The organism is Sorangium sp. So ce296, from assembly GCF_051529605.1.
In the GTDB taxonomy this organism is placed as follows: domain Bacteria; phylum Myxococcota_A; class Polyangia; order Polyangiales; family Polyangiaceae; genus Sorangium; species Sorangium cellulosum_D.
On the sequence record NZ_CP150325.1, the window covers coordinates 3,556,434 to 3,579,949 of the forward strand.

Annotated in this window: 18 protein-coding genes; 7 read left to right on the forward strand and 11 right to left on the reverse strand. The window is 74.7% G+C overall.

Annotated features, from left to right (window positions below; translation table 11 throughout):
* Positions 1–51 precede the first annotated feature (51 nt).
* Positions 52–648 carry a ComF family protein gene (locus WME98_RS13350; protein WP_437951657.1) on the reverse strand — a complete coding sequence of 199 codons (597 nt, stop codon included), beginning with the start codon at positions 646–648 and terminating at the stop codon, positions 52–54.
* Positions 649–945: 297 nt separating this feature from the next.
* On the opposite strand from WME98_RS13350, the gene WME98_RS13355 reads away from it, so the two are divergent.
* Genes WME98_RS13355 through WME98_RS13365 form a run of 3 tightly spaced genes read left to right on the forward strand, consistent with a single transcriptional unit; the run spans position 946 to position 6,421 of the window.
* On the forward strand, positions 946–3,909 hold the full coding sequence (locus WME98_RS13355) for a GYF domain-containing protein (RefSeq protein ID WP_437951658.1): 2,964 nt from the start codon (positions 946–948) through the stop codon (positions 3,907–3,909).
* Positions 3,906–4,748 carry a hypothetical protein gene (locus tag WME98_RS13360; protein WP_437951659.1) on the forward strand — a complete coding sequence of 281 codons (843 nt, stop codon included), beginning with the start codon at positions 3,906–3,908 and terminating at the stop codon, positions 4,746–4,748. The genes WME98_RS13355 and WME98_RS13360 overlap by 4 nt, the downstream gene beginning before the upstream one ends.
* Positions 4,745–6,421 carry an alginate export family protein gene (locus WME98_RS13365; RefSeq protein ID WP_437951660.1) on the forward strand — a complete coding sequence of 559 codons (1,677 nt, stop codon included), beginning with the start codon at positions 4,745–4,747 and terminating at the stop codon, positions 6,419–6,421. The genes WME98_RS13360 and WME98_RS13365 overlap by 4 nt, the downstream gene beginning before the upstream one ends.
* 171 nt (positions 6,422–6,592) lie before the next feature.
* On the opposite strand, the gene ftsH is transcribed toward WME98_RS13365, so the two are convergent.
* The 7 genes from ftsH to mnmA all read right to left on the reverse strand — a co-directional run bounded on the left by ftsH (position 6,593) and on the right by mnmA (position 15,643).
* The gene (gene ftsH / locus WME98_RS13370; RefSeq protein WP_061624104.1) at positions 6,593–8,539 is read right to left on the reverse strand and encodes an ATP-dependent zinc metalloprotease FtsH; all 1,947 of its coding nucleotides are present in this window, start codon (positions 8,537–8,539) and stop codon (positions 6,593–6,595) included.
* A gap of 162 nt (positions 8,540–8,701) precedes the next feature.
* Positions 8,702–9,706 carry a tRNA lysidine(34) synthetase TilS gene (gene tilS / locus WME98_RS13375; protein ID WP_437951661.1) on the reverse strand — a complete coding sequence of 335 codons (1,005 nt, stop codon included), beginning with the start codon at positions 9,704–9,706 and terminating at the stop codon, positions 8,702–8,704.
* A complete protein-coding gene (locus WME98_RS13380; protein ID WP_437333687.1) occupies positions 9,703–9,942 on the reverse strand; it encodes a hypothetical protein in 240 nt (79 codons plus the stop codon). The genes tilS and WME98_RS13380 overlap by 4 nt, the downstream gene beginning before the upstream one ends.
* A gap of 131 nt (positions 9,943–10,073) precedes the next feature.
* Positions 10,074–11,471: a class I SAM-dependent RNA methyltransferase gene (locus WME98_RS13385; RefSeq protein WP_437951662.1), complete on the reverse strand. Its 1,398-nt coding sequence runs from the start codon at positions 11,469–11,471 to the stop codon at positions 10,074–10,076.
* Positions 11,468–13,726, reverse strand: coding sequence for a serine/threonine protein kinase (locus WME98_RS13390; RefSeq protein ID WP_437951663.1), 2,259 nt, complete (start codon positions 13,724–13,726; stop codon positions 11,468–11,470). The genes WME98_RS13385 and WME98_RS13390 overlap by 4 nt, the downstream gene beginning before the upstream one ends.
* A gap of 190 nt (positions 13,727–13,916) precedes the next feature.
* Complete coding sequence (locus WME98_RS13395; protein ID WP_437333690.1) at positions 13,917–14,570, reverse strand: hypothetical protein; 654 nt, start codon at positions 14,568–14,570, stop codon at positions 13,917–13,919.
* A complete protein-coding gene (mnmA, locus tag WME98_RS13400) occupies positions 14,567–15,643 on the reverse strand; it encodes a tRNA 2-thiouridine(34) synthase MnmA (RefSeq protein WP_061625435.1) in 1,077 nt (358 codons plus the stop codon). Before mnmA ends, WME98_RS13395 begins: the two co-directional genes overlap by 4 nt.
* Before the next feature lie 256 nt (positions 15,644–15,899).
* On the opposite strand from mnmA, the gene WME98_RS13405 reads away from it, so the two are divergent.
* A complete protein-coding gene (locus tag WME98_RS13405; RefSeq protein ID WP_437951664.1) occupies positions 15,900–17,213 on the forward strand; it encodes a response regulator in 1,314 nt (437 codons plus the stop codon).
* A 79-nt stretch (positions 17,214–17,292) separates the two neighbouring features.
* Here WME98_RS13405 and WME98_RS13410 read toward each other — a convergent pair whose 3' ends face one another.
* The 3 genes from WME98_RS13410 to WME98_RS13420 all read right to left on the reverse strand — a co-directional run bounded on the left by WME98_RS13410 (position 17,293) and on the right by WME98_RS13420 (position 20,483).
* Complete coding sequence (locus WME98_RS13410; protein ID WP_437951665.1) at positions 17,293–17,973, reverse strand: hypothetical protein; 681 nt, start codon at positions 17,971–17,973, stop codon at positions 17,293–17,295.
* Complete coding sequence (locus WME98_RS13415; protein WP_437951666.1) at positions 17,970–19,364, reverse strand: AAA family ATPase; 1,395 nt, start codon at positions 19,362–19,364, stop codon at positions 17,970–17,972. The genes WME98_RS13410 and WME98_RS13415 overlap by 4 nt, the downstream gene beginning before the upstream one ends.
* Before the next feature lie 465 nt (positions 19,365–19,829).
* Entirely contained in the window at positions 19,830–20,483 is a 654-nt protein-coding gene (locus tag WME98_RS13420) for a CPBP family intramembrane glutamic endopeptidase (protein ID WP_061625437.1), read from the reverse strand.
* 93 nt (positions 20,484–20,576) lie between these two features.
* Here WME98_RS13420 and purQ point away from each other — a divergent pair, with 93 nt between their 5' ends.
* From purQ to WME98_RS13435, 3 genes are read left to right on the forward strand one after another with little or no spacing between them, the layout of a single operon-like run.
* Positions 20,577–21,302, forward strand: a complete 726-nt coding sequence (gene purQ / locus WME98_RS13425) for a phosphoribosylformylglycinamidine synthase subunit PurQ (RefSeq protein ID WP_061625438.1) — start codon at positions 20,577–20,579, stop codon at positions 21,300–21,302.
* Positions 21,299–22,096 (forward strand): zinc ribbon domain-containing protein, encoded by a 798-nt coding sequence (locus tag WME98_RS13430; protein ID WP_437951667.1) that lies wholly within the window; start codon positions 21,299–21,301, stop codon positions 22,094–22,096. The genes purQ and WME98_RS13430 overlap by 4 nt, the downstream gene beginning before the upstream one ends.
* Positions 22,074–23,447 carry a DNA methyltransferase gene (locus WME98_RS13435; protein ID WP_437951668.1) on the forward strand — a complete coding sequence of 458 codons (1,374 nt, stop codon included), beginning with the start codon at positions 22,074–22,076 and terminating at the stop codon, positions 23,445–23,447. Before WME98_RS13430 ends, WME98_RS13435 begins: the two co-directional genes overlap by 23 nt.
* Positions 23,448–23,516: the final 69 nt, after the last annotated feature.

Genomic DNA, 23,516 nt, shown 5'->3' on the forward strand with positions numbered 1-23,516 from the left:
AGCCGACGCGCAACGGTACGCGATGGCTCGCCGAGGGCAGGACGGTTCGCATCAAGTGCGGTGCGCTGACAGAGGCGGCCTTCTGAGCTCGTCCACGCCGCTCTCGGTCGTCGCGAGGACGAGGTAGGTGACCGAAGCAGCCCCCGCGCCCAGGAGCGCTTCCCGGCACGCCGCGAGCGTGGCGCCGGTCGTGGCCACGTCATCGACCAGCGCGACCCGCCGGCCATGCACGCGCTCCGGAGCGCGGACCCGGAACGCCCCCGCCACGTTCTGCAAGCGGAGACCGCGCGGGAGCTGCGCCTGCTGCGCCGTGGGACGGACGCGGCAAAGCGCCCGCGGGGCCATCGACGCCTGAAGTCCGTCGGCGACGTACGCAGCCAGCAAGGCCGCCTGGTTGTACCCCCGCTCGGCGAGACGGCGCGGATGCAGCGGCACCGGGACCACGAGGTCGACGCTCACCTCGGCGTCGCGCGCCGCGCCGAGCAGCAACCGGCCAAGCGGACGCGCGAGGTCCGGCCGATCCCCGTACTTGAAGCGCCGGATCCCCTCCGCGACCGCCCCGCCGAACGCAGCGAACGCGACGAGCTCGACGCCCGCCGCCGCGCTCGACCCCACCGCCCTCCGCAGCGGGCGCTCCGCGTACGGCACGGTGGTCCGCGCACAGTCGGAGCAAAATACCGCGCCAGCTGCGATGGCGGCGTCACAGGCGGCGCAGGCCGGTGGGCTGAGCGCACGCGCAGCGATGGCGGCCAGAAAGCGGATTGCGGCGACGAGGGCGCGGGAAGGGCTCATGGGCTGCCAGCGCGATCGTCGTCAGGAGCGGGCGCGCGGTTGCGCGATCGGACAAAAGAGGATCTCTTTGCAAACGACGCGCGGTACGATCCCCCGCGTCGTGGATCGCGTCCTGAAATTCCGGCGCTCTCGCAAGGGGAGGAGGGGCCGCCGTTGAGCGCGTGGCGATGGACGGATGAGCGCGGCGTCCAGCGGCTCGTGAGCACCGCCGAGCTGCGCAGCGCGCTGGCTGCCGGGGTCATCCCGGGCTCCACGCTCGTGTGGCGCCAGGGCATGGAAGCGTGGGCCCCGGCTTCCAAGCAGCCGGAGCTCGCCGACGCCGCGCAGCTCCGGCGCAAGCCGGACGCGGGCGCCGCTCCGCCCGACAAACCCGCCGCCGGTGCCCGGGCGTCGGCGCGCGACAGCGGCGCGACGCTGGAGCTCGAGCTCGTCGAGGAGCTGGGCCCGGCGCCCGCCCGCCCGGGTCAGCGCCGGGCGCCCCCGGACAGGTCCGCGAACGAGCGGCGACCTGCGGCGTCGTCCCCGGGCCGGGCCACCGCCCGACCGCAGCCGCCCCCCCCGCCGCCGCGGAAGCGCGAGCCCATGGCGACGCTCGCGGGGGTCGAGGCTCCGGCGAGCGCGCCGGCCAGCGGACAGAGCGCGCCGATCGTCGTGCCTTCGGCGGGCGGAGCGTTCGACGCGAGCGTCGCCCGCGCGATCACGCAGCTGCCCCGCTACGACGGCTCCTCGGCAGGCGACGAGGGAGCGCCCGCGATCCCGCGCGCGCCGAAGCTCCCCTCGGCGTCCGAGGACCCCGAGGACACGTCGGCCGGTCAGCGTCCGGCCGGCGACGCAGGCGCCGCCGGCGGGATGACCGAAGGCGGCGAGCCCGCAGCGCCGAGGCGCGCGGCGGGCTCGGCCGCGCCCAGCAGGCCCGGCGCGACGCCGAAGGCAGCGGGCGGCCCGGCCGCGCGCGCGGCGAGGCCGCCCCGGCCGCCGCCCCTGCCTCCAGGCCGCGACGGGGTGCCGGCCGGCGCTGCGCCGCAGGAAGACGGTCGCAGCGGCGCAGCCGCCGTTGCGGAGCAGGGCGCCGGCAAGCCCCTCCCGGCAACGCCGCCGGCGCTGGCGAGCCCCAGCCGGGGCACGAAGCGGCCCGCGAAGGGGCGGTCCGTGCCGCCGCCGCCGGTCCCGGTCCGGTTCCCCGCCGTCGCCGCGAAGCGGCCCGCGGGCGCGCCGGCGCTCGATGCACCGGATCACACCGCGGCAGGCGCGAAGGCCCTCGTCCGCCTCGGAGCGCTCCCCGCGCCGCCGCCGCGCCCGCCCGCGGACGCTCCCCGCGCCACGCCGGTGGCGGCGCCGCCGTCCCCCTCGCAGCCGGCCGCAGCGCTCCCTTCGCCCCCGGCTGCCCCGATCCCCTCGGCCGAAGCGACGCCCGTCTCGAGCGCCGCCGACGCGGCGGCGATCGCGTCCATCGGACCTCGCCTCGCCAGCCCCGCGGCGCCCGGCGACGGTCCCCCGCCCCGCGGCGCCGAGAGCACGCCGGCCGACGATGGCCGGGTCCCATCGGAGCTCCGCGCCGTCAGCGAGGCCCCCGAGCCCTCCACCACGACGGCGCCGCACCGCGAGGCCAAGGAGCAGGCCGCTGCGCCCGTGCCCAGCGAGACGAAGCGCTCCCCCCTGGCCGTCGACCCGACGATGGGGCGCCGCGAGTACGCCACGATCCCCTCGGCCGGCGTCGGCGCAGGCGCGCCGCAGGGCGTCGGCGCAGGCGCGCCGCAGGGGCACCCGGCCATGCGCGCGTGGCCAGGCTTGCTGCCCGGGCTGCGCCCTGCGTCCGCCGCGGCTCCGCCGGCGCCGCGCTCCGATCGCGGCTCCGCCCCGGGATCGAGCAACGGCCCGCCTGCGCTCGATCCGCGCGCCCTCTCCGCGCGGCGCGCTCAGCCGCCCCTCGCGGGCGCGCCGGCGCGGGGCGACGGCCGGCTCTCCACGGCGGTGCCCGTGCCGATCTCGTCGCTCATCGGCATCTGCGGGGCGGCGGTGCTCATGAGCATCGCCGCCTTCTTCGCGGGCCGCCACTCCGTCGCAGCCGCGCGGCAGCCGCTGATCGCGACGGCGCGCCCCGCGCTCGGCGCCGCGCAAAACGTCGCTCGCTCCGCGATCCCCGCGCCGCTGAAGCCCTGCTGGGTGGCGCGCCAGCCGCAGCCATGGGCGCCGCTCGTCGCGAAGAGCATCCCCTTCGAGGTCACGGCGACGAAGGGCGGCAAGCTCCTGGTGGGCTACGCCAGGAGCGCCATGGAGGCCGTCGGCCTCGAGATCGATCCCGCGACCGGGGAGCGGAGCGAGAAGTTCTCGAACCGAGAGGCCGCCGACATCGTGAGCATCTCGCCGGTCGAAGACACCTTCACCGTCCTCACGTCGGCGCAGCAGGCCATCCGCTCCCCGGTCAGCGTCCCGGGGCCCCGGCCGTTCGTCATCGGCCTGGCCGACGGCGCCGTGGTCGCGGCCGACGACCCCGGCGCCGCGCCCTCGCGGCTCTGGCCGGTGCAAGGCGACGAGCCGCTCGAGTCGCCGCGCGCCCTCGCGGCCGGGTCCCGCGGGTACGCCGTCGCGTTCCGCCGCGAGAAGGCCGTGTGGGCCGGCTGGCTCGACGCCGAGCGCAGGCCCGCCGGCGAGCTCACCCGCGTGAACGGCTCCGGGGGCGCGCTCGGCAAGCCTTCGCTCGGCTGGAACGAGCGCGCCCTCGCCGTCGTCTTCGCCGACCGGCCCGCGGACGGACGATGGGAGATCCGCGCCGGGCAAGCCGCGCCGGGCGACATCCCCACGTCGACCCAGGTGATCCCGCTCCCGTCCGGCGGCCCCGGCGGCGACGCGTTCGCGCCGGACATCGCGGGGCTCAGCGACGGACGCTGGCTCCTCGTGTGGACCGAAGGCCCTCCGGGGAGCCGCGCCATGCGCGCGCAGACCCTGGCCCCCAACTTCTCCCCGATCGGCGATCCGATCGCGCTCTCGCCCCCGGCCGGGAACTTCGGGCAGGGCGTGCTCGGCGTCGCGCCGCGATCGGGCTACGTGGGCGTCGTGTTCCTCTCGAAGCCCGCCGCGAGCTACGAGCTCTGGGGGGTCATCCTCCAATGTGGATGACGAGGGCCCCGGGCGCGCGCCGCCTCCGGGCGGCGGCGCTCGCGCTGCTGCTCGCCGCGGCGCACGCGCCGCTGCTCGCCGCGTGCGCCGCGCAGGCGTCGCAGCTCGAGCAGGGCCGGGCCCTGCGCACGGGCAAGCAGCCCTACGACGAGTTCTTCGAGGCCGCGCTCGCGCTCCGCGAGGAGTCGCTGAAGGCCGAGGCGCTCGCGGACGCGGCGCGGGCCGAGCTCGCGCGCGCGGCCGGGCTCGATCCGAGGTCGGCCGCCGACGCGGCGCTCGACGCTGCGCGCGCGCGCGCAGCGGAGCTCCGCGCGTCGGGCGTCTCGCTCCACGTCGAGCTCGCGCCGGAAGCGCGGCTCGTCAGCGCGCGAGGCGGGCGCTCGCTCGACGCGGACGACAGGGACGCCGTCGAGGCGCTCGAGGCGTCGTTGAAGAGCTCCCTCGCGGCGGCGAAGCAGCTCGGCGAGCTGTCGAAGCGCGCGGCGGAGCTCGAGAAGCAGCGGGCGTCGCTGGCAGCCTCGTGGGCCGAGACCATGGCGGGCGACCCGCAGCGCCGCGAGGCGAAGCGCGAGCTCGAGGCGGCCGAGCGCGTGCTCGCCGAGGCGGGGGCGGTCGCCGAGCGGCACGCCGGCAGGGCGTCGAAGCTCGCGCTCGATCTGGTGCTCGCCGTCGACGCGGGCGTCGCGCCGGCGCGGCGAGGCGCGGCGCGGCGCCCCACGCCGAGGCAGCCCACCGGAAGCGCCAAGGCGCCGCCGCAGCGCGGGAGCGGCGCCGGAGCCGCGCCGAGGCCGCCGAAGCCGCCGCCGCCTCCGAACGGCGAGGACGATTTCGATCCGTGACGCCGCCGGCGCGGCGGCTCGCCCTGTCCGGCGGCAACGCCTCCGGACAGGAGCGGCACTGCGTCCCATTCGGCAGCTTCCCCACTTGTCCGACGAGCGCCGGGACGCCTATCCTCCGCGAGCGATCCAGGAGCGCGGCCCGCGAGAACGCCGCGCGCCAGGCCGCGCATCCGCCGTTCGACGACCCCGCGCTCCGGCCCTCCTCGCTGATGATCCGATCCCTGCCGTTCGCCTCCATCGCTCTGGGATCGGCGCTCCTCGCGCTCGCGCCCCGGACCGCGGCGGCCCAGGCGCCGCCGCAGTCGGAGGGCGTGCACCTCGGCGGGTTCGTCTTCCGCCCGTCGGCGGAGCTCCGGATCCGGGGCGAGCTTCGCCGGTACCCGGTGGACACGGGCGGCGACGTCTACAGCTCGAACGCGGTGCTCGCCGAGGGCTTCGGGGGCGCGCTGCCGCCGCTCCTCGACACGGGCAACGTCGTCGAGACCCAGTGGTTCTTCGCGCAGCGCGCGCGCCTCGGCCTGGCCGTCGATCGCGGGCCCGTCACGGGCGTCCTCACGCTGCAGGACGCGCGGCTCTGGGGGAGCGACGACGCGATCTTCGTCGGGGCGGGCGAGCCGTCCCTCCCGGCGACGGCGCCCTACGAGGCCTACGTCGATGTGCACACGCGCTCGGGGCGCCGCGCCTTCGTCCGGCTGGGCCGTCAGCGGATCGAGTGGGGGGACGGCCGCCTGATCGGGGCGGACGACGAGACGCTCACCGCGCGCTCGCTCGACGGGGTGCGCGCGGGGGTGCAGCTCGGCAACGTCGACCTCGAGGCGATGGCCGTGCTCCTCGCTGCGCCGGGCGGCGCGCCGCCCGAGGTCACGGGGACGCGCAAGCCCATCTCCGCCGGCACAGGGACGCAGCTCTACGGCCTGAACGCGCTCTGGCGCGTCGCCCCCCTGCTCCACCTCGAGGCCACGGCGCTCGCGCGCATCGCCCGCGAGCCGCGGCCGACCTGGCTCACGCCCGGAGACACCGTGGTCCTCGACGCGCGCATCTCCGGCGACCGCCGCGGCTTCCGCTACGCGATCGAGGGCGCCTACGAGCTCGGTCGGGTCGCCACCTTCACGGCCGATCGCCCGCTCGGCGGGTTCGCGGCCGCCGCGCGGGCGGCGCTCGAGACGTCCCTCCCCGCCCGCCTCACCTTCAGCGCCCGCGGCGCCTACGCGACGGGCGACGACGGCGCGCTCGAGGAGGGCGAGACGCAGCGCCGCTTCGATCCGATCCTGCCCGACGCGCAGGACAACCACGGCCCGATGGGGCTCTACGCGTGGTCCAACGTGATCGAGGCGGGCGGAGCCGTCCGCGCCTCGCCCCTCGACGCGATGACCGTCGCCGCCGGGTACACGTTCGTCGGCCTCGCCTCGCCCGGGGGCAGGTGGATCACCGCGCGGCTCCTTCCGGTGGGCGCCGTCCGCGACAACGAGCGCCGGACGCTCGGCCACGAGATCGACGTCTCGCTCGCCTTCCAGCCGTGGGACCCGCTGCGCTTCGCGCTCGGCTACGGCCTGTTCATCTTCGGCGACGGCGCCCAGGCGATCTTCACGAAGGCGAACCGCGCGCACGACGGCGGCCGCCCGGCAGATCTGCAGCAGTGGGCGTTCTTGCAGACGACCCTGAGCGCTCCCTGAAGCGGGCCGCTGTCACGCGCCGCGTGCGTCGCTGTCCGCGTCGCGCGCCGCGTGCTTCGCTGTCGGAGGGGAGGGAGTGAGGCGTCCCGGGGGCCGCGCCGTGCCGTGCGGCGCGCGGCGGTGCGGGGGCGCTCGCCCGGGCTCACCGGGCGCGGCCCCCGCGCTTCGCGATCAGGTGCTCGGGGCGGGCTTCGGCGTGCCGAAGATGCTGGCCGCGCGGCGCTTCTCCTTCGCGGCGCGATCGCGATCGCTGTAGCTCGGGATCACGACGCGCTGGCGCTGCGGCAGCTCGCGGCCCGAGACGATGGCGTCGACCTCCTCCGCGTCCAGCGTCTCGCGCTCGAGGAGCGCGTTGGCGAGCCGCTCGAGGATCTCGCGGTTCTCGGTGAGGAGCCGCCGCGCCTCGGCGTGGGCGTCGAGGATGAACCGCCGCACCTCGTCGTCGATCTGGTTGGCGATCGTCTCCGAGTAGTCGCGGCGCCGGCTCGTGAAGTCGCGCCCGAGGAACACGCTCTCCTCGTCCGCGCCGTACGAGATCGGCCCGATGACGTCGCTCATGCCGAACTCGGTCACCATCCGCCGCGCGAGGTTCGACGCCTGCTTGATGTCGTTGCCCGCGCCGGTCGTGAACTGGCCGAACATGATCTCCTCCGCGACGCGGCCGCCCATCAGCACCGAGAGCCGCGCCTTGGCGAACTCGCGCGACATGCTGAGCCGGTCCTCCTTCGGCAGCTGCTGCGTGAGGCCGAGCGCCGGGCCGCGCGGGATGATCGTCACCTTGTGGACCGGGTCCGAGAACTTCTCCAGCAGCTTCGCGACCAGCGCATGCCCGGCCTCGTGGTAGGCCGTGGTCCGCTTCTCCTCGTCGCTGATGACCATGCTGCGGCGCTCGGCGCCCATCAGCACCTTGTCCTTGGCCATCTCGAAGTCGATCATCGTGACGACGTCCTTGTCCTGACGCGCCGCGAGGAGGGCCGCCTCGTTGACCAGGTTCTCGATGTCGGCGCCGACGAAGCCGGGCGTGCCGCGCGCCAGGATCTCCATGTCGACGTCCGGCCCGAGCGGGACCTTCTTCGTGTGGACCCGGAGGATGCCCTCGCGGCCGCGCACGTCGGGGCGGTTCACCACGATGCGCCGATCGAAGCGGCCAGGCCGCAGGATCGCGGGGTCGAGGACGTCGGGGCGGTTCGTCGCGGCGACGATGATCACGCCCTCGTTCGACTCGAAGCCGTCCATCTCGACGAGGAGCTGGTTCAGCGTCTGCTCGCGCTCGTCGTGCCCGCCGCCGAGGCCCGCGCCGCGGTGGCGGCCGACCGCGTCGATCTCGTCGATGAAGATGATGCACGGCGCGTGCTTCTTGCCCTGCTCGAACAGGTCGCGCACCCGGCTCGCGCCGACGCCGACGAACATCTCGACGAAATCCGAGCCGGAGATCGAGAAGAACGGCACCCCGGCCTCGCCGGCGATCGCGCGCGCGAGGAGCGTCTTGCCCGTCCCGGGGGGGCCCATCATGAGCACGCCCTTCGGGATCCGGCCGCCGAGCTTCTGGAACTTCTTCGGGTCCTTGAGGAACGCGATGATCTCCTCGAGCTCGTCCTTCGCCTCGTCGATGCCCGCGACGTCGGCGAACGTCACCTTGTTCTGCGCCTCGCTGAGCAGCCGCGCGCGCGACTTGCCGAAGCTCATCGCCTTGCCGCCGCCCGCCTGGAGCTGGCGCATGAACAGGTAGAACATCACGAGCAGGAAGACCGTCGGCAGGAGGTACATGATCGCCCCCGGCCAGAACGGCGACGTGTCCTCCTTCTCGAAGTAGACGGCGACCTTGTTGTCGACGATCGTCTTCGTGATCTCGTCGGCGTTCTCAGGCCCGATCGTGACCTTCTTCGTCTTCGCCCCGGTCTTGGGGTCCTTGACCCAGAAGGTGTACTCGCGGTCCTTGATCGTGACCGACTCGACGTGCGGATCCTTGTCCTTGGCCTCGACCTGGACCTGGCCCATGAACTCGCTGAACGCGACTTGCGTGGCGGGCCGGGAATCCGGGCTCAAGAACTGCCAGATCGCCAAGAACATCATGATCAGCAGAACCCAGAGCAGCAGCGTCTTGTGCGATTGCTTCACGAGGACCCTCTAAGCTCGCGCGGCGAGCCGGCGTGTACCGAAATTGTACGCGTGTTCCAGTCAGCATGCCACCCGTCGGCTCGGTCGTCGACCGCGGGTTTTCCCCGCGGCGGCACGGCGAAACAGGGGACTCGACAGGGGTCGCGGGTGGGGTGCATGCGGTCAGGCCCCGCGACGCTCAGACCTGTCCTCGATAAGCACGCTGGACTCCTCTGGAAAGCCCAGGGCGATCTCCCCGCCGCCGCGGACCAGGACGCGCAGCGGCCGCCCGAGCTTGCGAGCCCGCTCGATCGCGAGGCGCTGCGCCCGACCGAGCGGCATCGAGAGCGGCTCGCCGCCGTCGAGGACGGCCGGATCGCCGCCGGCGCGCCGATCTCGGCCGGCGGCGAGCATGTCCGAGAGCGCGCAGAGGTGCTCGACGATCGCCGGCGACAGGTCCTCGAGGAGCGGGAGGAGCTCGCGGCGGACGCGAACGCGGGTGAAGCGGGGGTCCCCGTTGCTGGGATCCTCCGCGAAAGCCAGCCGATGTCGGCTGAGGTGGGCCAGCACGTCGGCGCGGCGGGCCAGGAGCAGCGGGCGGATGAGCTCGACGCCGGCAGCCGCCGAGCCCGGCTCCGCGGCGCCCGGCGCCGCGCCGGCGGCGTCGGTCCAGAGCGGCGCGCGCGGCGGCAGCACGGCCAGCCCCCGCGGCCCAGCGCCCCGCAGCAGGCGCAGCAGCACCGTCTCGGCCCGGTCGTCCGCGGTGTGGCCGGTCGCGATCGCGCGGGCGCCGAGCGCGGCCGAGGCCGCCGACAGCGCGGCGAACCGGGCGACGCGCGCTCTGGCCTGGAGGTTCGCGCCGGGCGCCACGTCCACACGGGTGCTGGAGTAGGGGACGCCGAGCCGCTCGGCCAGGTCGCGCGCGATCGCGAGCTCGGCCGCGGCCGCCGGCCGCAGGCCGTGGTCGACGCCGTGCGCGACGACCTCGTGGCCGATCCGCCGCCGGAGCATGGCGAGGACGTGCAGCAGCGCCGTCGAGTCGGGGCCGCCGGAGCAGGCGCAGAGGACCACGTCGCCGCGCGCGAGCAGCCGCTCGTCCCGGATCAGCCGCTCGGCCAGCCGGATCAGCGACGGGGGGTGCGACCGGCCCCGCCTGGGCGGCGGGGGAGGCCCGGGGGACGGGCTCATCGCAGCTCGAACGCCTTGCAGAAGATGATCTCGTCGCGCTCGTCGTCGAGCGACGGGCTCAGGTGCGGCGCGACCGGATAGCCGAGCGAGCAGCGCGGCGCGCCGCCGGGAGGCGCGCCGCCGGCCTCGTCGCGCTCGGTCTCCGCCGGATCGAACGACGCGCAGTCGGGGCAGGCGAACACGAGGCGGTAGCGCCGCGCTTCCTCGCGGAGCCGCTCGTCGAGGGGGTGGATCATCCCGGCCAGCGTAGCGCAAGCCGCTGGGCGGAGGCGCGCTGCGACCTCGCGCCGCGCGCGATCTCGGCCCGAGCTCGCCGGGGCTGCGCGCGACGCGGCGCGACGCGCCTCCTCGCCGCGCGCCGCGCGGCTCAGCGCGCCGGCCGGCGGGCGCGGGTGAGGCGGACGATCGACTCGATGTGGCTCGTCTGCGGGAAGAGCTCGACCGCCTCGATGTCCGTGATCTCGAAGCCGCCGCGGAGGATGCCGCCGAGATCGCGCGCGAGGGTCGCCGGGTCGCACGACACGTAGACGACCACGCGCGCGCCCGAGGCCGCGATCGCGCGCGCCGCGCCGGGCGCCCCGCTGCGCGGAGGATCCAGCACCACGACGTCGGTGCGCGCCGGGATCGGGACCTGGTCGGCGTCCGCCTCGATCGCCTTGCCGGCGAGGCCGCGGGCGGCGAGGTTCTGGCGCAGGCACGCGACCGCCTCGGGCGAGCGCTCCACCGCCGTGAACGACGCGAGCCCCGGGGCGGCCGACGAGGCGGCCTCGGCAGCCCCGGCGACCGGCGCGGACCGCGGCGCGCCGCGCGCGAGGAGCACGGAGAGCGTCCCGCTCCCCGCGAACAGCTCCAGGACGTGCGGCGGCCGGGAGGAGTCGAGGTGAGCGAGCTCGGCGGCGCGGCCGGCGAGCACGGCGGCGCCCTCCTCGGACGGCTGCCCGAAGCCGCCCGGCGCGAGGAGCAGCGGCAGGCCGTCGGCGCCCACGATCGCCGGCCGCGGATCGCCGAACGACGCGGCCTCGCGCGCGCCGTCCAGCGTGACGCGGGCGCCGGCCCACGCGCCGCGGGCCGTGCGCTCGTCGAGCTGCTGCCACACGGCCGGCGGCAGCTGGCCGCGCCAGAGGATCTCGACCACCGGGCGGCTCGAGGCGCCCAGCGAGACGAGGATGTCGCCCTCCCCCGCGGCCCCGCGCAGAACGCCGGGCAGCTCGCCGGCGAGCGGCGCGATCGGGTCGGCCAGCACCAGGCAGCGGTCGACCGCCGCGACGGCGTGCGTCCTCGGCGCGCGGTAGCCCACGCGCACCTCGCCGCGCTCCGCGCGCGCAAACAGCCGCGCGCGCGAGCGGTAGCCGAGCGGCTGGGGCGCGGGGTGCAGGCGGATCGGCGGCAGGTCGGCCTCGGCGAGCGAGGCCGCGCGCGCGATCGCCTGCCGGACGATCTGCGCGTGCGCGGCCTGCTGCGCCTCGACGCGGACGTGCATCCAGTCGCAGCCGCCGCAGGTCTCCGCGAAGCGGCAGGGCGGGGCGATGCGGTCGGCGCTCGGCTCGACCACGCGGAGCAGCTTGCCCCGCGCCGGGCGCGCGCTCCGATCGAGCTCGACCTCGACGAGGTCGCCCGGCGCCGTCGCGGGGACGAAGACGACCTCGCCGGCGAGCCGACCGATCCCTGCGCCGCCGGCGGCCAGCGCGTCGATGCGCAGCTGCGCTCGCTCGCCGGCGCGGGGCCGCGCCCTGGCGCCGCTCGAGCGGCGATGAACAGCCTTCATCCCTTCATCGTAACGCGCCGCAGGCTCGTCGCGCCGGGGTGGTGGACGAGAGGAGCTCCGCCGGCGAGGGCGAGCGAGCGCGCGCGCCCATCCCCCGCGGGCTCCACGTTGGCGCCGAGGCGCGGCCCGCGCGTGGTGGTCGAGGCGGGCGGCGCAGCGTCGACGCCCTTCAGGGGCGCGGGCTGCGCGGCCATCGTCTTGATGTAGATCAGCGCGCCGATGCCGATGACGCACAGGGCGGTGAGGGCGATGACGGCGAAGAGCACGAGCGTGTTCCTGCCGTTCCCCTTGGACACCGCGTCCTGCGTGGCCGCCCAGATGGCCGCCGGATCGGGGCGCGGCAGCGAGAGCGCGGTCTCGATCTGCGACTGGGGAGGCTGCGCCGGCGCGGCGGGCGCGAACGGCTGGGCCTGCGCACGCGATGGATCGAGCGTCATCGACGGCGGCGGCGGGAACACCGGCGCGGGCGAGCCGGCAGGAGGCGAAGGAGCGTAGCCCTGGCCGTTGAACGGCAGCGCGAACGAGGGCGCCTGCGGCGATGCGCCGAACGCAGCGGCCCTGCTGGCGTGCGCGCGGCGTGCGGCGTCGCTCGGGCCCTGCGGGACCGGCGCGGGGGGCTGGGGCGGAGCCTGCTGCGGGAGCGCGAGCGTGGACGCGAGCGGGTTGCCCAGATCGCTGTCCAGGAGGCCCCCCTTGGGGAACGGTGCCCGATCGGCCGCGCCGAGATCGAGCGGCGGATACAGGTTCGCCGGGATCGCCGGCGGGGCGAGGTTGGGGCCGCCGAGCGCGCGCGGCGAGCTCGCGTGCGCGGGCGAGGCACCGGGCCGCACCGTGGGAAGGGCGGACGGGGCGCCGGGCTGAGGAGGAGGCGCCGGCGCGAGCTCCGGCGCCATGCCGGCCGCCGGGCGCGGCATCGCGCGCTCGCCGTAGGGGAGCGGCCGCACCGGCTCGGCGTGCTCGCGCGTCGCGACCGTCGTCGGGACATCCTCGTCGTCGTCCATCAGCGACGAGGCCACCATCTGCTTGCCGGCCGCGTCCCTCGACGGCGTGCGCCCGACCGGCGCGATCCCGCTCGCCGGCGCGGCGTTGTGCCGGAAGGCCTGCGGCGGCGTGAGCCGCTGCTGCGGCTCGGGCTCCCGGCCGCGGCTGCGGAGCCCGACGCTGTCCGTGGCCGTGGTCGAGGCCCGCCCGCGCACCTGCTCGACGTTGATCGTCGACGTCACCTCCGCCGCCCACGCGAGGTGCGCCTCGCGCTTCTGGATGCGGTCGGCGAACACCTGCTGCACGAACTGCGCGACCTCCTCGGAGCCGACGAAGATCCCGCTCCGCATCAGGAAGTTCTGCAGCGCTCGCGAAAATTCGCGCGCCGTCTGGAAGCGGTCCTGCCTGTGCTTGGCGAGCGCCTTCATGACGACGCTCTCCAGCTCGATCGGATAGTCGGGCACGATCGTGGACGGCGGCGGGACCACGCAGGCCTGCACCTTCTCGAGGGTGTCGAGATCGGTATCCATCCGGAAGAGACGCTGGTTCGTCGTGAGCTCCCAGAGGACGACCCCGAGCGCGAACACGTCGGTCGTGCGATCGACCTCATTGCCGCGCACCTGCTCGGGAGACATGTAGGCCAACTTGCCTTTCAGCGTTCCCGCGCGGGTGGACGACAGCCGATCGGCCACCTTGGCGATCCCGAAATCCACCACCTTTGTGTAGCCGTCGTACGTGAGGAACAGGTTGTGCGGCGTCACGTCGCGGTGCACCAGGCCGAGCAGCTGGCCGTTCTTTCCACGCAGCTCGTGGGCGGCGTGGAGCCCCTCTGCCGCATCGGAGCAGATGCGCGCAGCGAGCTCGGGCGAGATGCGCAGCCGGCGCTCCTCGGCGCGCCGCATCACCTCCCGGAGCGGCTCGCCGTGGAGATACTCCATGGCGATCCAGTAAGTGTTGTCGTCCTTCCCGAGATCGAACACCTGCGCGACATTGGCGTGGTTGATGCCAGCCGCGATGCGCGCCTCGTCCAGGAACATATCGACGAACTGATCGTCCTCGACCAGATGCGGGTGGATCCGCTTGATGGCTACCCACTTTTGGAAGCCGCCCGGCCCATCCATGCGCGCCAGGTGGACGCTCGCCATTCCGCCCACCCCGATCTCGTCGACCACGCGGTAACGGCCCAGGAAGTAGGTCCCCTGCTGCTTCTCGGACTCCTTCGCGCGCGCGTCAGACGATGAATTGGTCGACCCGGGGCTTGGAGGTCCGCCCATTCGCGATGCGGGTCGAGGCGGGGGTTGGGGCATGAGCGGTCACTACTTTACCGCGAGTGCGCGGCGCTTTGCCATGTCGTCTCGGCCGAGCGACCTGGCAGATGGTCAGCTTCAATCCACTCCGTCGCTGAAGGCCCGTGTCCTGACAGGTAGGACACCACCAGAGACCCAGGACGGAGTCGTGGCGAGCTCAGGGGAACGGTTGGCCAGGTTGACCTCGCTCGAAATAGAAACGGAAGCTCCCCGTGACCCTCGAGAGGAGCTCCCGGGGGATGGCGTCGGCTGGATGACCGATCCCGGCGTCGCGCGGATCACCGACCCAGATGTCGAACGTCGCGTCCGTGTACTTGTCGACCGCGTCCGTCTCGTTGGGATCGCCGCTGAACAGCGCCTGGAACTTGATGGTCCCATCCACGGCGTAGAGCACGGTGTTCTGGTTGTGGCACGACCGCTGGAGGTAGAGCGCCATGTGCACGAGCGGGGCGAGCCCCTCCGGCTTCGGCGTCGGCGGGGGCGAGCCCGGCAGCTCGACGCCAGGCGGGAGCCCGACGCTCAGGTCGACGTCGAGCTTGTTCACCTGCCCGTCCCCGCGGATAAGGCCGACATCGTCGATCGTGACCGCGAGGCCGTCCGAGACCTCCTGGAGGTCGCTGCCCCGCTGCACCCGGATCTGCAGCGTGGAGCGGTACGGGACCGCGGCGAAGAAGTCGGGGCGCATGTCGTAGGCGCCCTCCCAGCAGTCCGCCGCGAGCAGCCTCGAGCTGTAGACCTCGCCCTCCCCCTGCCCGAGCGAGCACCCGAGCGAGAGGCAGCACACGAGGGGCACGAGCAGGCGCGCCGTCACGACGCCGCCCCCGCGCGGAGGGCGGCCCGGATGCGGCCGCCGCCGAGGACGCGGTCGCCTCGGTACACCACGGCCATCTGACCGGGGGAGACGGCCCGCACCGGGCTCTCGAACCGCGCCACGAAGCTCTCGGCGCCCGTCGCGGGGTCGCGCCGCCGCTCGATGACGCCGGGCGCCGCCTCGTGCCGCGCGCGCACCCGCACCTCGGCCTCCAGGGGGAAGACCGCGTCGTCGGACCACACGGCCTCGGTGATCTCGGCGCCCGCCGCGTAGAGGTCGGCCTCGTCGCCGAGGCGCACCGCGCCGGTCGCCGCGTCGAGGCCCACGACGAACGCCGGGCGGCCGAGCGAGACGCCGATGCCCTTGCGCTGGCCCACGGTGAAGCCGTGCACCCCGCCGTGCGACCCGACCACGCGCCCGTCCCGATCGACGATCGGCCCGGGCCGGAGCCTGTCCGCCGCGCGCTCGGCCACGAAGGGCGCGTAGCGGCCGGAGGGGATGAAACAGAGCTCCTGGCTCTCCCCCTTGTCGGCCCCCGGCAGCCCGCGGGCGATCGCCTCGGCGCGCACCTCCTCCTTGGTCGACTCGCCGAGCGGGAAGAGGAGCCGCGACAGCTCGTCCGACCGGAGCATGTGGAGGAAATAGCTCTGATCCTTGTGCCGATCGCGGCCGCGGTAGAGGCGGGCGCCGCCCTCCTCCACGACGACCCGCGCGTAGTGGCCCGTCGCCACCCACGAGACGCCCAGCCGCTCCGCCAGCGGGAACAGCTCCCGGAGCTTGACCGAGCGGTTGCAGGCCACGCACGGGCTCGGCGTCTCGCCCGCGAGGTAGGCGTCGACGAACGGATCGACGACGTGCTCGCGGAACAGGGCGCGGCGATCGAAGGTGTAGTGCGGGATGCCGAGGTGGTCGGCGACCCGGCGGGCGTCGTGCTGATCCTCGGGCGCACAGCAGCGGCTCTTGACGCTGCCGTCGTCGGGGTAGTCCCAGAGGTGCAGCGTCACGCCGACGACCTCGTAACCAGCGTCGCAGAGGCGCGCCGCGGCGACCGAGGAGTCGACTCCGCCGCTCATCGCGATGAAGACGCGAGCCCCCGGGGAGGGCCGCTCGCCGGGCCGCGCCGCGCCGCCGGCCTCTCGGACAGGAGTTGCCATTTCCGTTCTTATAGCGTGAATCCCGCGCCGCGGTCGGGCGCCGCGGGCAAACACGCGCCACCACGCTCCGTCGGCGGCGCGCGGCGCCGCGCGGCGCCGCGCGGCCCGAGGTTCGGACCGGCTCGCCGCCATTCACCCTTGGCCACCCCCGCGGCGCGCGTGTACCGTCTGCCAGATGCCGAGCGGGGTCGTGCTCGTGATCGAGGACGAGGAGTATGTCGCGGACCTGCTCGCCACCGCGATCCGCGAGGCGGGTTACGAGGTCATCTACTGCGCCACCGCGGAGGCCGGGCTCTCGACCGCCTGCACCCTGGAGCCCGAGTGCATCGTCTGCGACGTCGGCCTGCCCGACCACGACGGCTACTGGGTCGCGCGCAACGTCCGCACCCAACCTTCGCGGGTGTCCGTGACCCCCTTCCTGTTCCTCTCCGCCCTCGATGACCAGCAATCCCGCCTCGAGGGGTTCCACGTCGGCGCCGACGTCTACATGACCAAGCCGTTCCGGGTCACCGAGGTCGTCGCGCAGATCGGGGCCCTCGTGCAGATGGCGTCCCGCCTGCGGCAGCGGCGGGACAGCCTCATGTCCATCCCCGCCTCCGTCGACCAGACCGCCATCGAGGGCGACCTCAGCCAGATGTCGATCGCGACCGTCCTCACGGTCCTCGAGATGGAGCGGCGATCGGGCGTGTTCGAGGTGATCAGCAAGAAGCGGCGCGCGCAGCTCGACATCGCCGAGGGGTGCATCGTCCAGGGGACCGTGGGCGGCACGCGCGTGTCGGCGCTCGCCGCGCTCCGCACCATGCTGGCCTGGAAGGTCGGGCGGTTCGCGTTCGTTCCGGGCAGCCGGCCGGTGCCGCCGGAGCGAAAATCGATCGCCGCCTACCTGCTCGAGGCGACGCGGCTCGAGGACGAGAGCGCCCGCGTCGAGCTGCCGATGCCGCCGTCGCGGCGCCGTCCGGAGCCCCGGATCGCGACGACGGCGCTCGGCGGGCCGTCGTCCATCCCGGACGACGTCGCGCCGCCGTCGTCGCGCGCGCCGCTCGGGGAGCTCCTGCGCCGCCAGCCCGGCGTCGCGCCGCGGAGGGCGGCCGACGGCGCCCTGGCGATCTCCGACGCGCCGCCGTCGCTCGAGCTGAGCTTCGAGCTCGAGGCCGCGCCGCCGCCGACGTTGCGGTCGCTCGCCCGCATGACGGCGAAGCCGCCGTCGAGCCGGCGCGGCGCAGACGAGAGCGATCCGCCCAAGAGCGATCCGCCCACGGTCCCACGCGGCCACGGCCGGCTCTCCCCGTCGAAGCCGCCGTCCCGCCGGCCGACCGCGCCGCCGTCCTCGCCGGGCCGCTCGGGCGAGCGGGGCGAGCTCTCCCGCGGGAGCGTCGCTCCCCTGACGACCCAGCCGGCGAGCCATGAAGCAGGTTCGTCGCGGTTGAGCCCGGTCCCCCAGCGACCAGCGCCCGCCCGGCCTCCCCGCCCCGACTCAAAGAAGCGCTGAGGTCGCTCCGCTCGCTCAATGAGCGTTACCACGCGAGCAGACGGGCGGTGGCCAAGAGCGTCGCCGATGACCCGGTGCGTTATCCTGCGACGACGGGCTCGAAGAGCCAGGTCGTATCGCCCTCGGCCGGCGACGAGCGCGGTCGGCACGCAACATGGCCAGCCGCGGTCGTTCCGACCTCGTTGGCTCGGATCCGCCTGTGCTCGACGTCACGGCCGAGCGCCTTCATCCAGATGCTCCCGCGCTCCCAGGAGCGCCGCGCTTCCGCCCGGCGACGGACGTTCGCGTCGCTTGCGCTCGTGTCGGATGGACCGACGGGGATCTTCATGCTGGCAGGGTTCGTGGAGCTCTCGCGCGCGAGCTTGTCGTTGCAGAACGCCGTGTACGCGACCACGCCGTCGATCCGGATGCCGAGGACGCCCCCGATGGCCAGGAGCCGCACGGCAGCCCACTCGAGCTGCTTTTGAACGTGCTCCCACGTGTTCGTCCCGACGGACCGCTTGAGCTCGACGATGTGCGCTTCGAACGCGTCGTCTCCCCGGGCCAGCAGCAGCGCGAAATCCGCGCATGTCGTCTCGCGCAGGAATTGCACGTCATCCGGTATCAGACGGAGCTCGACACATGAAGCGGCGCCGGCGAGAGAGCAGCTCACGCGAACGCCTTCGTCCTCGAGCTCGGCGATCTCCGTCGCGCGGAGCAGCTTCCAGCGACCGGCCCGGATCACCGCGAGGCGCTCCTCGATGGTCCCGGGCAGCCTCATCCCTCGACGTCGGGTTGCTCGAGGTCCATGGCCTCGTCGGTCAGCGCCGCGAGCTCGCGGTTGAACGTCGGGATGACCAGACCCGACGCCGTCTTCTTCATCTCGGTGACCGTGGTGCGCCCGCCGGGCGCGTCTGCCTCGAACTGGTAGCCCGCCACGTCGTCCACCTCGAGATAGTCGATCTCCTCGTAGCCGTGCTTGCGCTGCATCTCGGCCCGCCGGGGGTGCGCGCCGAGCTTCATGAAGTTGTTGATCTGCTGGCAGAAGTTCTCGCTGTGCGTCGTGATCCAGACGAAGAGCCCCTTCCGGACGAGGCGCACGATGACCTGCGCCAGCCGGCGCTGGAGCCTCGGATGAAGGTGCGCCTCGGGCTCCTCGATGATGAGCACGCGGTAGCCGCTGACGTGACGGAGCGTGACGACCACCGGGGCGAGCTCGGTGACGAGCGACGACGAGAGCTCCATCGGCAGCGCCGGCTCGCCCTCGGCGTACTCGTACATCACTTCGTTGAGCCCGACCCCGGATCGAAGCGCGAGCCGGCCTCCCATCGCTCGCTCGAGGAAGGCCGCTTCCTCGGGGTAGGCGCCCTCCTCGGGGCGAAGACCGACGAGCAGGTCGACGAAGTCGATGGCCGGCCGGGTCAGGTCGGGCGCGGGCGCGCGAGCGGCGCCGGTCTTGATGAGGGCGTCGCCGACGAGCTGCCGCGCGAGGCTTCGGTAGAGGAGCATGAAGCCCGTCCGTGACGCAGGGAGAAACACGGGGCCGGGATGGAAGGTGGGGCCCATGAGACGGAGGAAGACGGTGTCGCTCGCGAAGGGGTCGCTGGCACCTCCGAGCACGTCAGCGACGTGCTCCTTCGCCAGAAAGGCGATGACGGAGGCTCGTCGTTCCGCGTCCTCGGTCCCCGTGGCGTGCCAGAGCATGCCGTCGCGCTCACGAGCTGACAGCGAGACGAAAGGCTCCCCTTGCTCGTGACCGGCTTCCCAGCGGAACGAGATCTCCTTGGGAAGGGTGACGTCCCGCAGTTCGATCCTGCCGAGCTCGAAGCCTGACCGGTTGAACGTTCGCCTGGCGAGCTCGGCGCCGTGCTCTCGCAGCGTGTCGTTGACGATTTGCACGAAATCGGCGTGAACCTCGGGTGTGAGATCGAACGTCGGCTCGCGCTCGCGGCGCGCGAAACGCTCCTCGATCCACGCAACGCAGCGCTGGTAGGCAGCGCCGCGCGCCACGGGCAGCTCCCTCGTCAGCGACAGCAACCCCCAGAGCAGCGAAGCGAGGTAGGTCTTGCCGGTGTTGTTCCCGCCCACGAAGAGGAGCAACGGCCGGGCTTCAATCTCCGCACGGGCGATGCGGCCGAGATCCTCGACGAGGAGCTTCCAGGGGGGCTGCATGCGGAGGCGGCTCTTGTGCCACGTCCGGATCGCCAGGACCACATCCCGGCGAGTAGACCTGCCGCCATCGCACCGCCGGGGTTCGACCCCCCTTCGACCCTCCCCCTCGGCCACCCCGGACGGGGTTCGACCCCCCTCGCCCCTCCCCTTCGGCCACCTCCGCCGGGGGCCGAACCCCCTTCGACCCTCCCCTTCGGCCACCCCGGACGGGGTTCGCCCCCCCTCGCCGCTCCCCCTTCGGCTATCTCCGCCGGGGGTCGAACCCCCTTCGACCCTCCCCTTCGGCTATCTCCGCCGGGGGTCGAACCCCCTTCGACCCTCCCCTTCGGCCACCTCCGCCGGGGGTCGATCGCCAGCCGATCGGTCTGGCTTCGCGAAGGCGGCGAGCCCCCTCCCAGGGGGCCGGGCAGCTCGACAACGCCTCTCCTCAAGGGAGGCCTTCGTCCGGCCGGCCGGACAAGCCCCTCAGAGCGTCGCCTGCTGCTCCGCCTCGCCGGGATCGTGGTCCCGCAGGTAGCTCAGGTTCACGGCGTTCACGACGGCGTGCGCCACGAACGGCCCGACGAGCGAGCCGGTCGCGGCGAAGATGGCGCCGAGCCCCGCGCCGACGCCCGCGGCCCAGCCGACCCACACCCAGCGGCTCGGGCCCCGCATCTGGTGCATCAGGCCGAAGAGGAGCGCGCTCAGCGCCACGCCGAGCAGCGGCGTCAGGAGCCCGCGGAAGAGCAGCTCCTCCCCGAGGCTCGAGAGGCCCGCGAGGAGCAGGACCTGGCCGAGCGAGAGGTCGAGCGCGACCGGGCGGAGCTCGCTGTGCAGGCGCCGCGCCCAGCCGAACCGGGCCACGGCGACGCGCGTCATCGCGACGACCCCGGCCGCGAGCGTGAGGCCGAGCGCGGCGCTCATCAGCAAGGCGGCCAGCGGGGGCAGCGAGAGCCAGGGGCTCGGGTGGATCCACGGCCATCCATCCCGCACCACCAGGGCCAGCGCGATCGCCAGCGCCGAGAGGACGAGGTAGCCGGACGCGGCCCGCAGCGTCGCGTCGGCCCGGCCGGTCCGCGCCCACCGCGAAGCCCGTAGCGTCGCGTCGGTCCGGCCGGTCCGCGCCCATCGCGAAGCCATGCCCCATCATGGCACGCCCCCAGAACCCGGTGAAGCGGCGCGCAGCTTCAGGACCCCTGGCCGAGCGCCGGCAACCGGACTACGTGGACGGCCATGCACGCGACCGTGGTCATCTTCCCGGGCTCCAACGCCGATGCCGAAATGATCCATACGCTCCGCGACGTGCTCCAGGTCCGCACGTCGACCGCCTGGCACCGCGACGCCGAGCTCCCCGCTGGCACCGACCTCGTCGCGATCCCCGGCGGGTTCTCCTACGGGGACTACCTGCGCTGCGGCGCCATCGCGCGCACGAGCCAGATCGTCCCCGCCATCCGGCGGCACGCGGAGCGCGGCGGCCTGGTGCTCGGCGTCTGCAACGGGTTCCAGATCCTCACCGAGGCGGGGCTGCTCCCGGGGGCCCTCACCCGCAACGCGCACCTCCGCTTCGAGTGCCGCGACGTCTTCGTGACGCCGCGCGCCGAGGGGCCGTTCACGAGCGGCCTGCCTCGGGTGCTCCGCCTGCCGATCGCCCACGCTGAGGGGCGCTACCAGGCCGATCCGGAGACGCTCCGCAAGCTCGTCGAGGATCGCGCCATCGCGCTCCAGTACTGCGACCGGGAGGGGCTGGTCGGAGGTGACGCGAACCCCAACGGATCCGCCATGGACATCGCCGGCATCTACGGCGGCCCCCGGCGCAACGTGCTCGGGCTGATGCCCCACCCCGAGCGGATGAGCCAGCCCTTCCAGGGGCAAGGCTGCGCGGACGGGCGCGCCCTGTTCGACGCCGTGCTCCGCAGCGTGAACGGCGCCCGCGCCGCGTCCGCCGCGAGCGCGCCGTGACGCAGGCGCCGTCCGGCGACGCCCGCTGCCGCGTGTGCGCCGCGGCGCTCGCGCCGGGGAGCGCGCGCTGCCCGCAATGCAGCGCGGACCAGCGCGCCGAGGCGTGCCCGCACTGCGGCGGGGTGGCCGGCGTCTCCGCGCACCCCGAGCTGCGCTTCCGGTGCGACGTCTGCGGCGGCCCGCGCGTCCCGGTCGACGGCGACCGCGCGAAGCGATCCGGCCGCGAGGTGCCGCTGCTCCAGAAGGCGCGCGCCGCGGCCTCGGCGCGCTCGGTCTGGCGCGCGGCGGGCATCGCGGCGAGCGCGCTCTTCGGCTTCGAGGTGTTCCTGTTCGCCGTGATGCTGCTCGTCCTCAGCGCGAGCGTCGGGCTCTTCGCCGCGGGCCTGCTGACGATGGCGCCCGTCGCCGCCTTCGCCCTGTGGGCGTTCCGGCGGGCCAAGTCGCGGGGCCGGGACATCGCGCCCGCGCTCGACGCCGCCTGGGTCTCCGTCGCGTCCGACGTCGCCCGGCAGGCCGAGCGCCCGCTCACCGCCGGCGCGCTCGCCTCGGCCCTCCGCATCGGCGAGGCCCAGGCCGAGGAGCTGCTCGCGCTGCTCGAGGTGAACGACGTCGTGCGCGGCGCGGTGAGCCCCGCGGGCGAGTTCGGCTACGCGCCGAGGCTGCGCGTCGGCGCGGCGCCCGCGGGCGAGCCCGAGGCCGAGCGCGCGGCGCACGCCCTCGCCGCCGAGGAGGAAGCGCTCGCCGACGTGCCCCTCACGCAACGGACCGCCCATGTCGAGCCCACGAAGCGCTGATCCGAAGACGAAGCCGGGCGCCCCGCGGCAGAAGCCCCGCGCGCCCACGGAGGCTCGCGCGCCCCAGGAGGCCCGTGCGCCCCAGGAGACCCGCGCGCCCCAGGAACCCCGCGCGCCCCGCCCTGCGCCGCAGGCGCGCCGCGCGCTGACCAACGTGGGCGGCGAGACGCGGCTCGAGGGCGATCCGGGCGACGCGGCGATGCTCGCCCACGCGCTCGACGTGGCCAGCGCGAGGGACGCGGAGGAGGCGGCCCGCGCCCACGTGCACGGGTTCCACAGCTACCCGGCCCGGATGCACCCGGACACGGCCCGCCGGCTCGTCGAGGCGCTCTCGAGGCGGGGCGATCGGGTGCTCGACCCGTTCTGCGGCAGCGGCACCGTCCTCGTCGAGGCCCGGCTCGCGGGCCGCGCGGCGATCGGCGTCGACGCGAACCCCCTCGCCGTGCGCCTCGCCCGGCTGAAGGTGCAGGGCAGCACCCCGGGCGAGCGCGAGCGGCTCGTCGCCGCTGCGCGCGAGGTCGCGGCCGCCGCCGACGAGCGCCGCAAGGCGCGCGCCGGCCCGAGCCGCCGGTACGGCCCCGAGGACGTCGCCCTGTTCGAGCCGCACGTGCTGCTCGAGCTCGACGGGCTGCGCGTCGGCCTCGACCGCCTCGCGGGCCACGGCGCCGACGCCCTGCGCGCGGATCTCGAGCTCGTGCTCTCGGCCATCCTCACGAAGCTCAGCCGCCGCACGTCCGACACGTCGGAGCACGAGCTGCCGCGGCGGATCGCCGCCGGCTATCCGGCGCGGCTCTTCGTCCGCAAGGCGGAGGAGCTCGCCCGGCGCCTCGCCGACGTCGCCGCGCCGCTGTCCGCGAGCCCGCCCGCGCTCGTCGAGGAGGGCGACGCGCGCGCGCTGCGCGGCGTCGCGCCCGACTCGGTCCACCTCGCGGTCACGTCGCCGCCGTACCCGGGCGTCTACGACTACCTCGCCCACCACGAGGCCAGGCTGCGCTGGCTCCGGCTCCGGAGCGCGAGCTTCGAGCAGGACGAGATCGGCGCCCGCCGGCACCTCGATCCGCTCGGCCCCGAGGCCGGCCGCGCGCGCTGGCGCGAGGAGCTCGGCGGCGTGCTCGTCGCGCTCGCGCGCGTGCTGCGGAGCGGCGCGCCGCTCGTGCTGCTGATCGCCGACAGCGTCGTGGCCGGCGCGCCGGTCTACGCGGTCGACGTGGTGAAGGCCGCGGCCTCCGGCGCGCGCTTCGCGGTCCGCGCGGTCGCGTCGCAGCCGCGCCCGCACTTCCACCGCCCCACGGCGCGCGCCTTCCAGCGCCGCCCGCGCCACGAGCACGCCATCCTGCTGATCCGCGCCTGATCGGCCGAAAATTGCCCCGCGGCGCGCGCCCGTGGCAGGGTGCGCCGCGATCGAGCGGGGCGCGACGCG

Bases quoted from the DNA above. Each gene is read 5' to 3' on its own strand.
- tilS (WP_437951661.1), bottom strand. From the start codon at position 9,706: ATGAGCCCGTCCCCCGGGCCTCCCCCGCCGCCCAGGCGGGGCCGGTCG.
- WME98_RS13415 (WP_437951666.1), bottom strand. From the start codon at position 19,364: ATGCAGCCCCCCTGGAAGCTCCTCGTCGAGGATCTCGGCCGCATCGCC.
- WME98_RS13405 (WP_437951664.1), top strand. From the start codon at position 15,900: ATGCCGAGCGGGGTCGTGCTCGTGATCGAGGACGAGGAGTATGTCGCG.
- WME98_RS13360 (WP_437951659.1), top strand. From the start codon at position 3,906: ATGACGAGGGCCCCGGGCGCGCGCCGCCTCCGGGCGGCGGCGCTCGCG.
- WME98_RS13410 (WP_437951665.1), bottom strand. From the start codon at position 17,973: ATGAGGCTGCCCGGGACCATCGAGGAGCGCCTCGCGGTGATCCGGGCC.
- WME98_RS13420 (WP_061625437.1), bottom strand. From the start codon at position 20,483: ATGGCTTCGCGATGGGCGCGGACCGGCCGGACCGACGCGACGCTACGG.
- mnmA (WP_061625435.1), bottom strand. From the start codon at position 15,643: ATGAGCGGCGGAGTCGACTCCTCGGTCGCCGCGGCGCGCCTCTGCGAC.
- WME98_RS13380 (WP_437333687.1), bottom strand. From the start codon at position 9,942: ATGATCCACCCCCTCGACGAGCGGCTCCGCGAGGAAGCGCGGCGCTAC.
- purQ (WP_061625438.1), top strand. From the start codon at position 20,577: ATGCACGCGACCGTGGTCATCTTCCCGGGCTCCAACGCCGATGCCGAA.
- WME98_RS13435 (WP_437951668.1), top strand. From the start codon at position 22,074: ATGTCGAGCCCACGAAGCGCTGATCCGAAGACGAAGCCGGGCGCCCCG.
- WME98_RS13390 (WP_437951663.1), bottom strand. From the start codon at position 13,726: ATGGGCGGACCTCCAAGCCCCGGGTCGACCAATTCATCGTCTGACGCG.
- WME98_RS13385 (WP_437951662.1), bottom strand. From the start codon at position 11,471: ATGAAGGCTGTTCATCGCCGCTCGAGCGGCGCCAGGGCGCGGCCCCGC.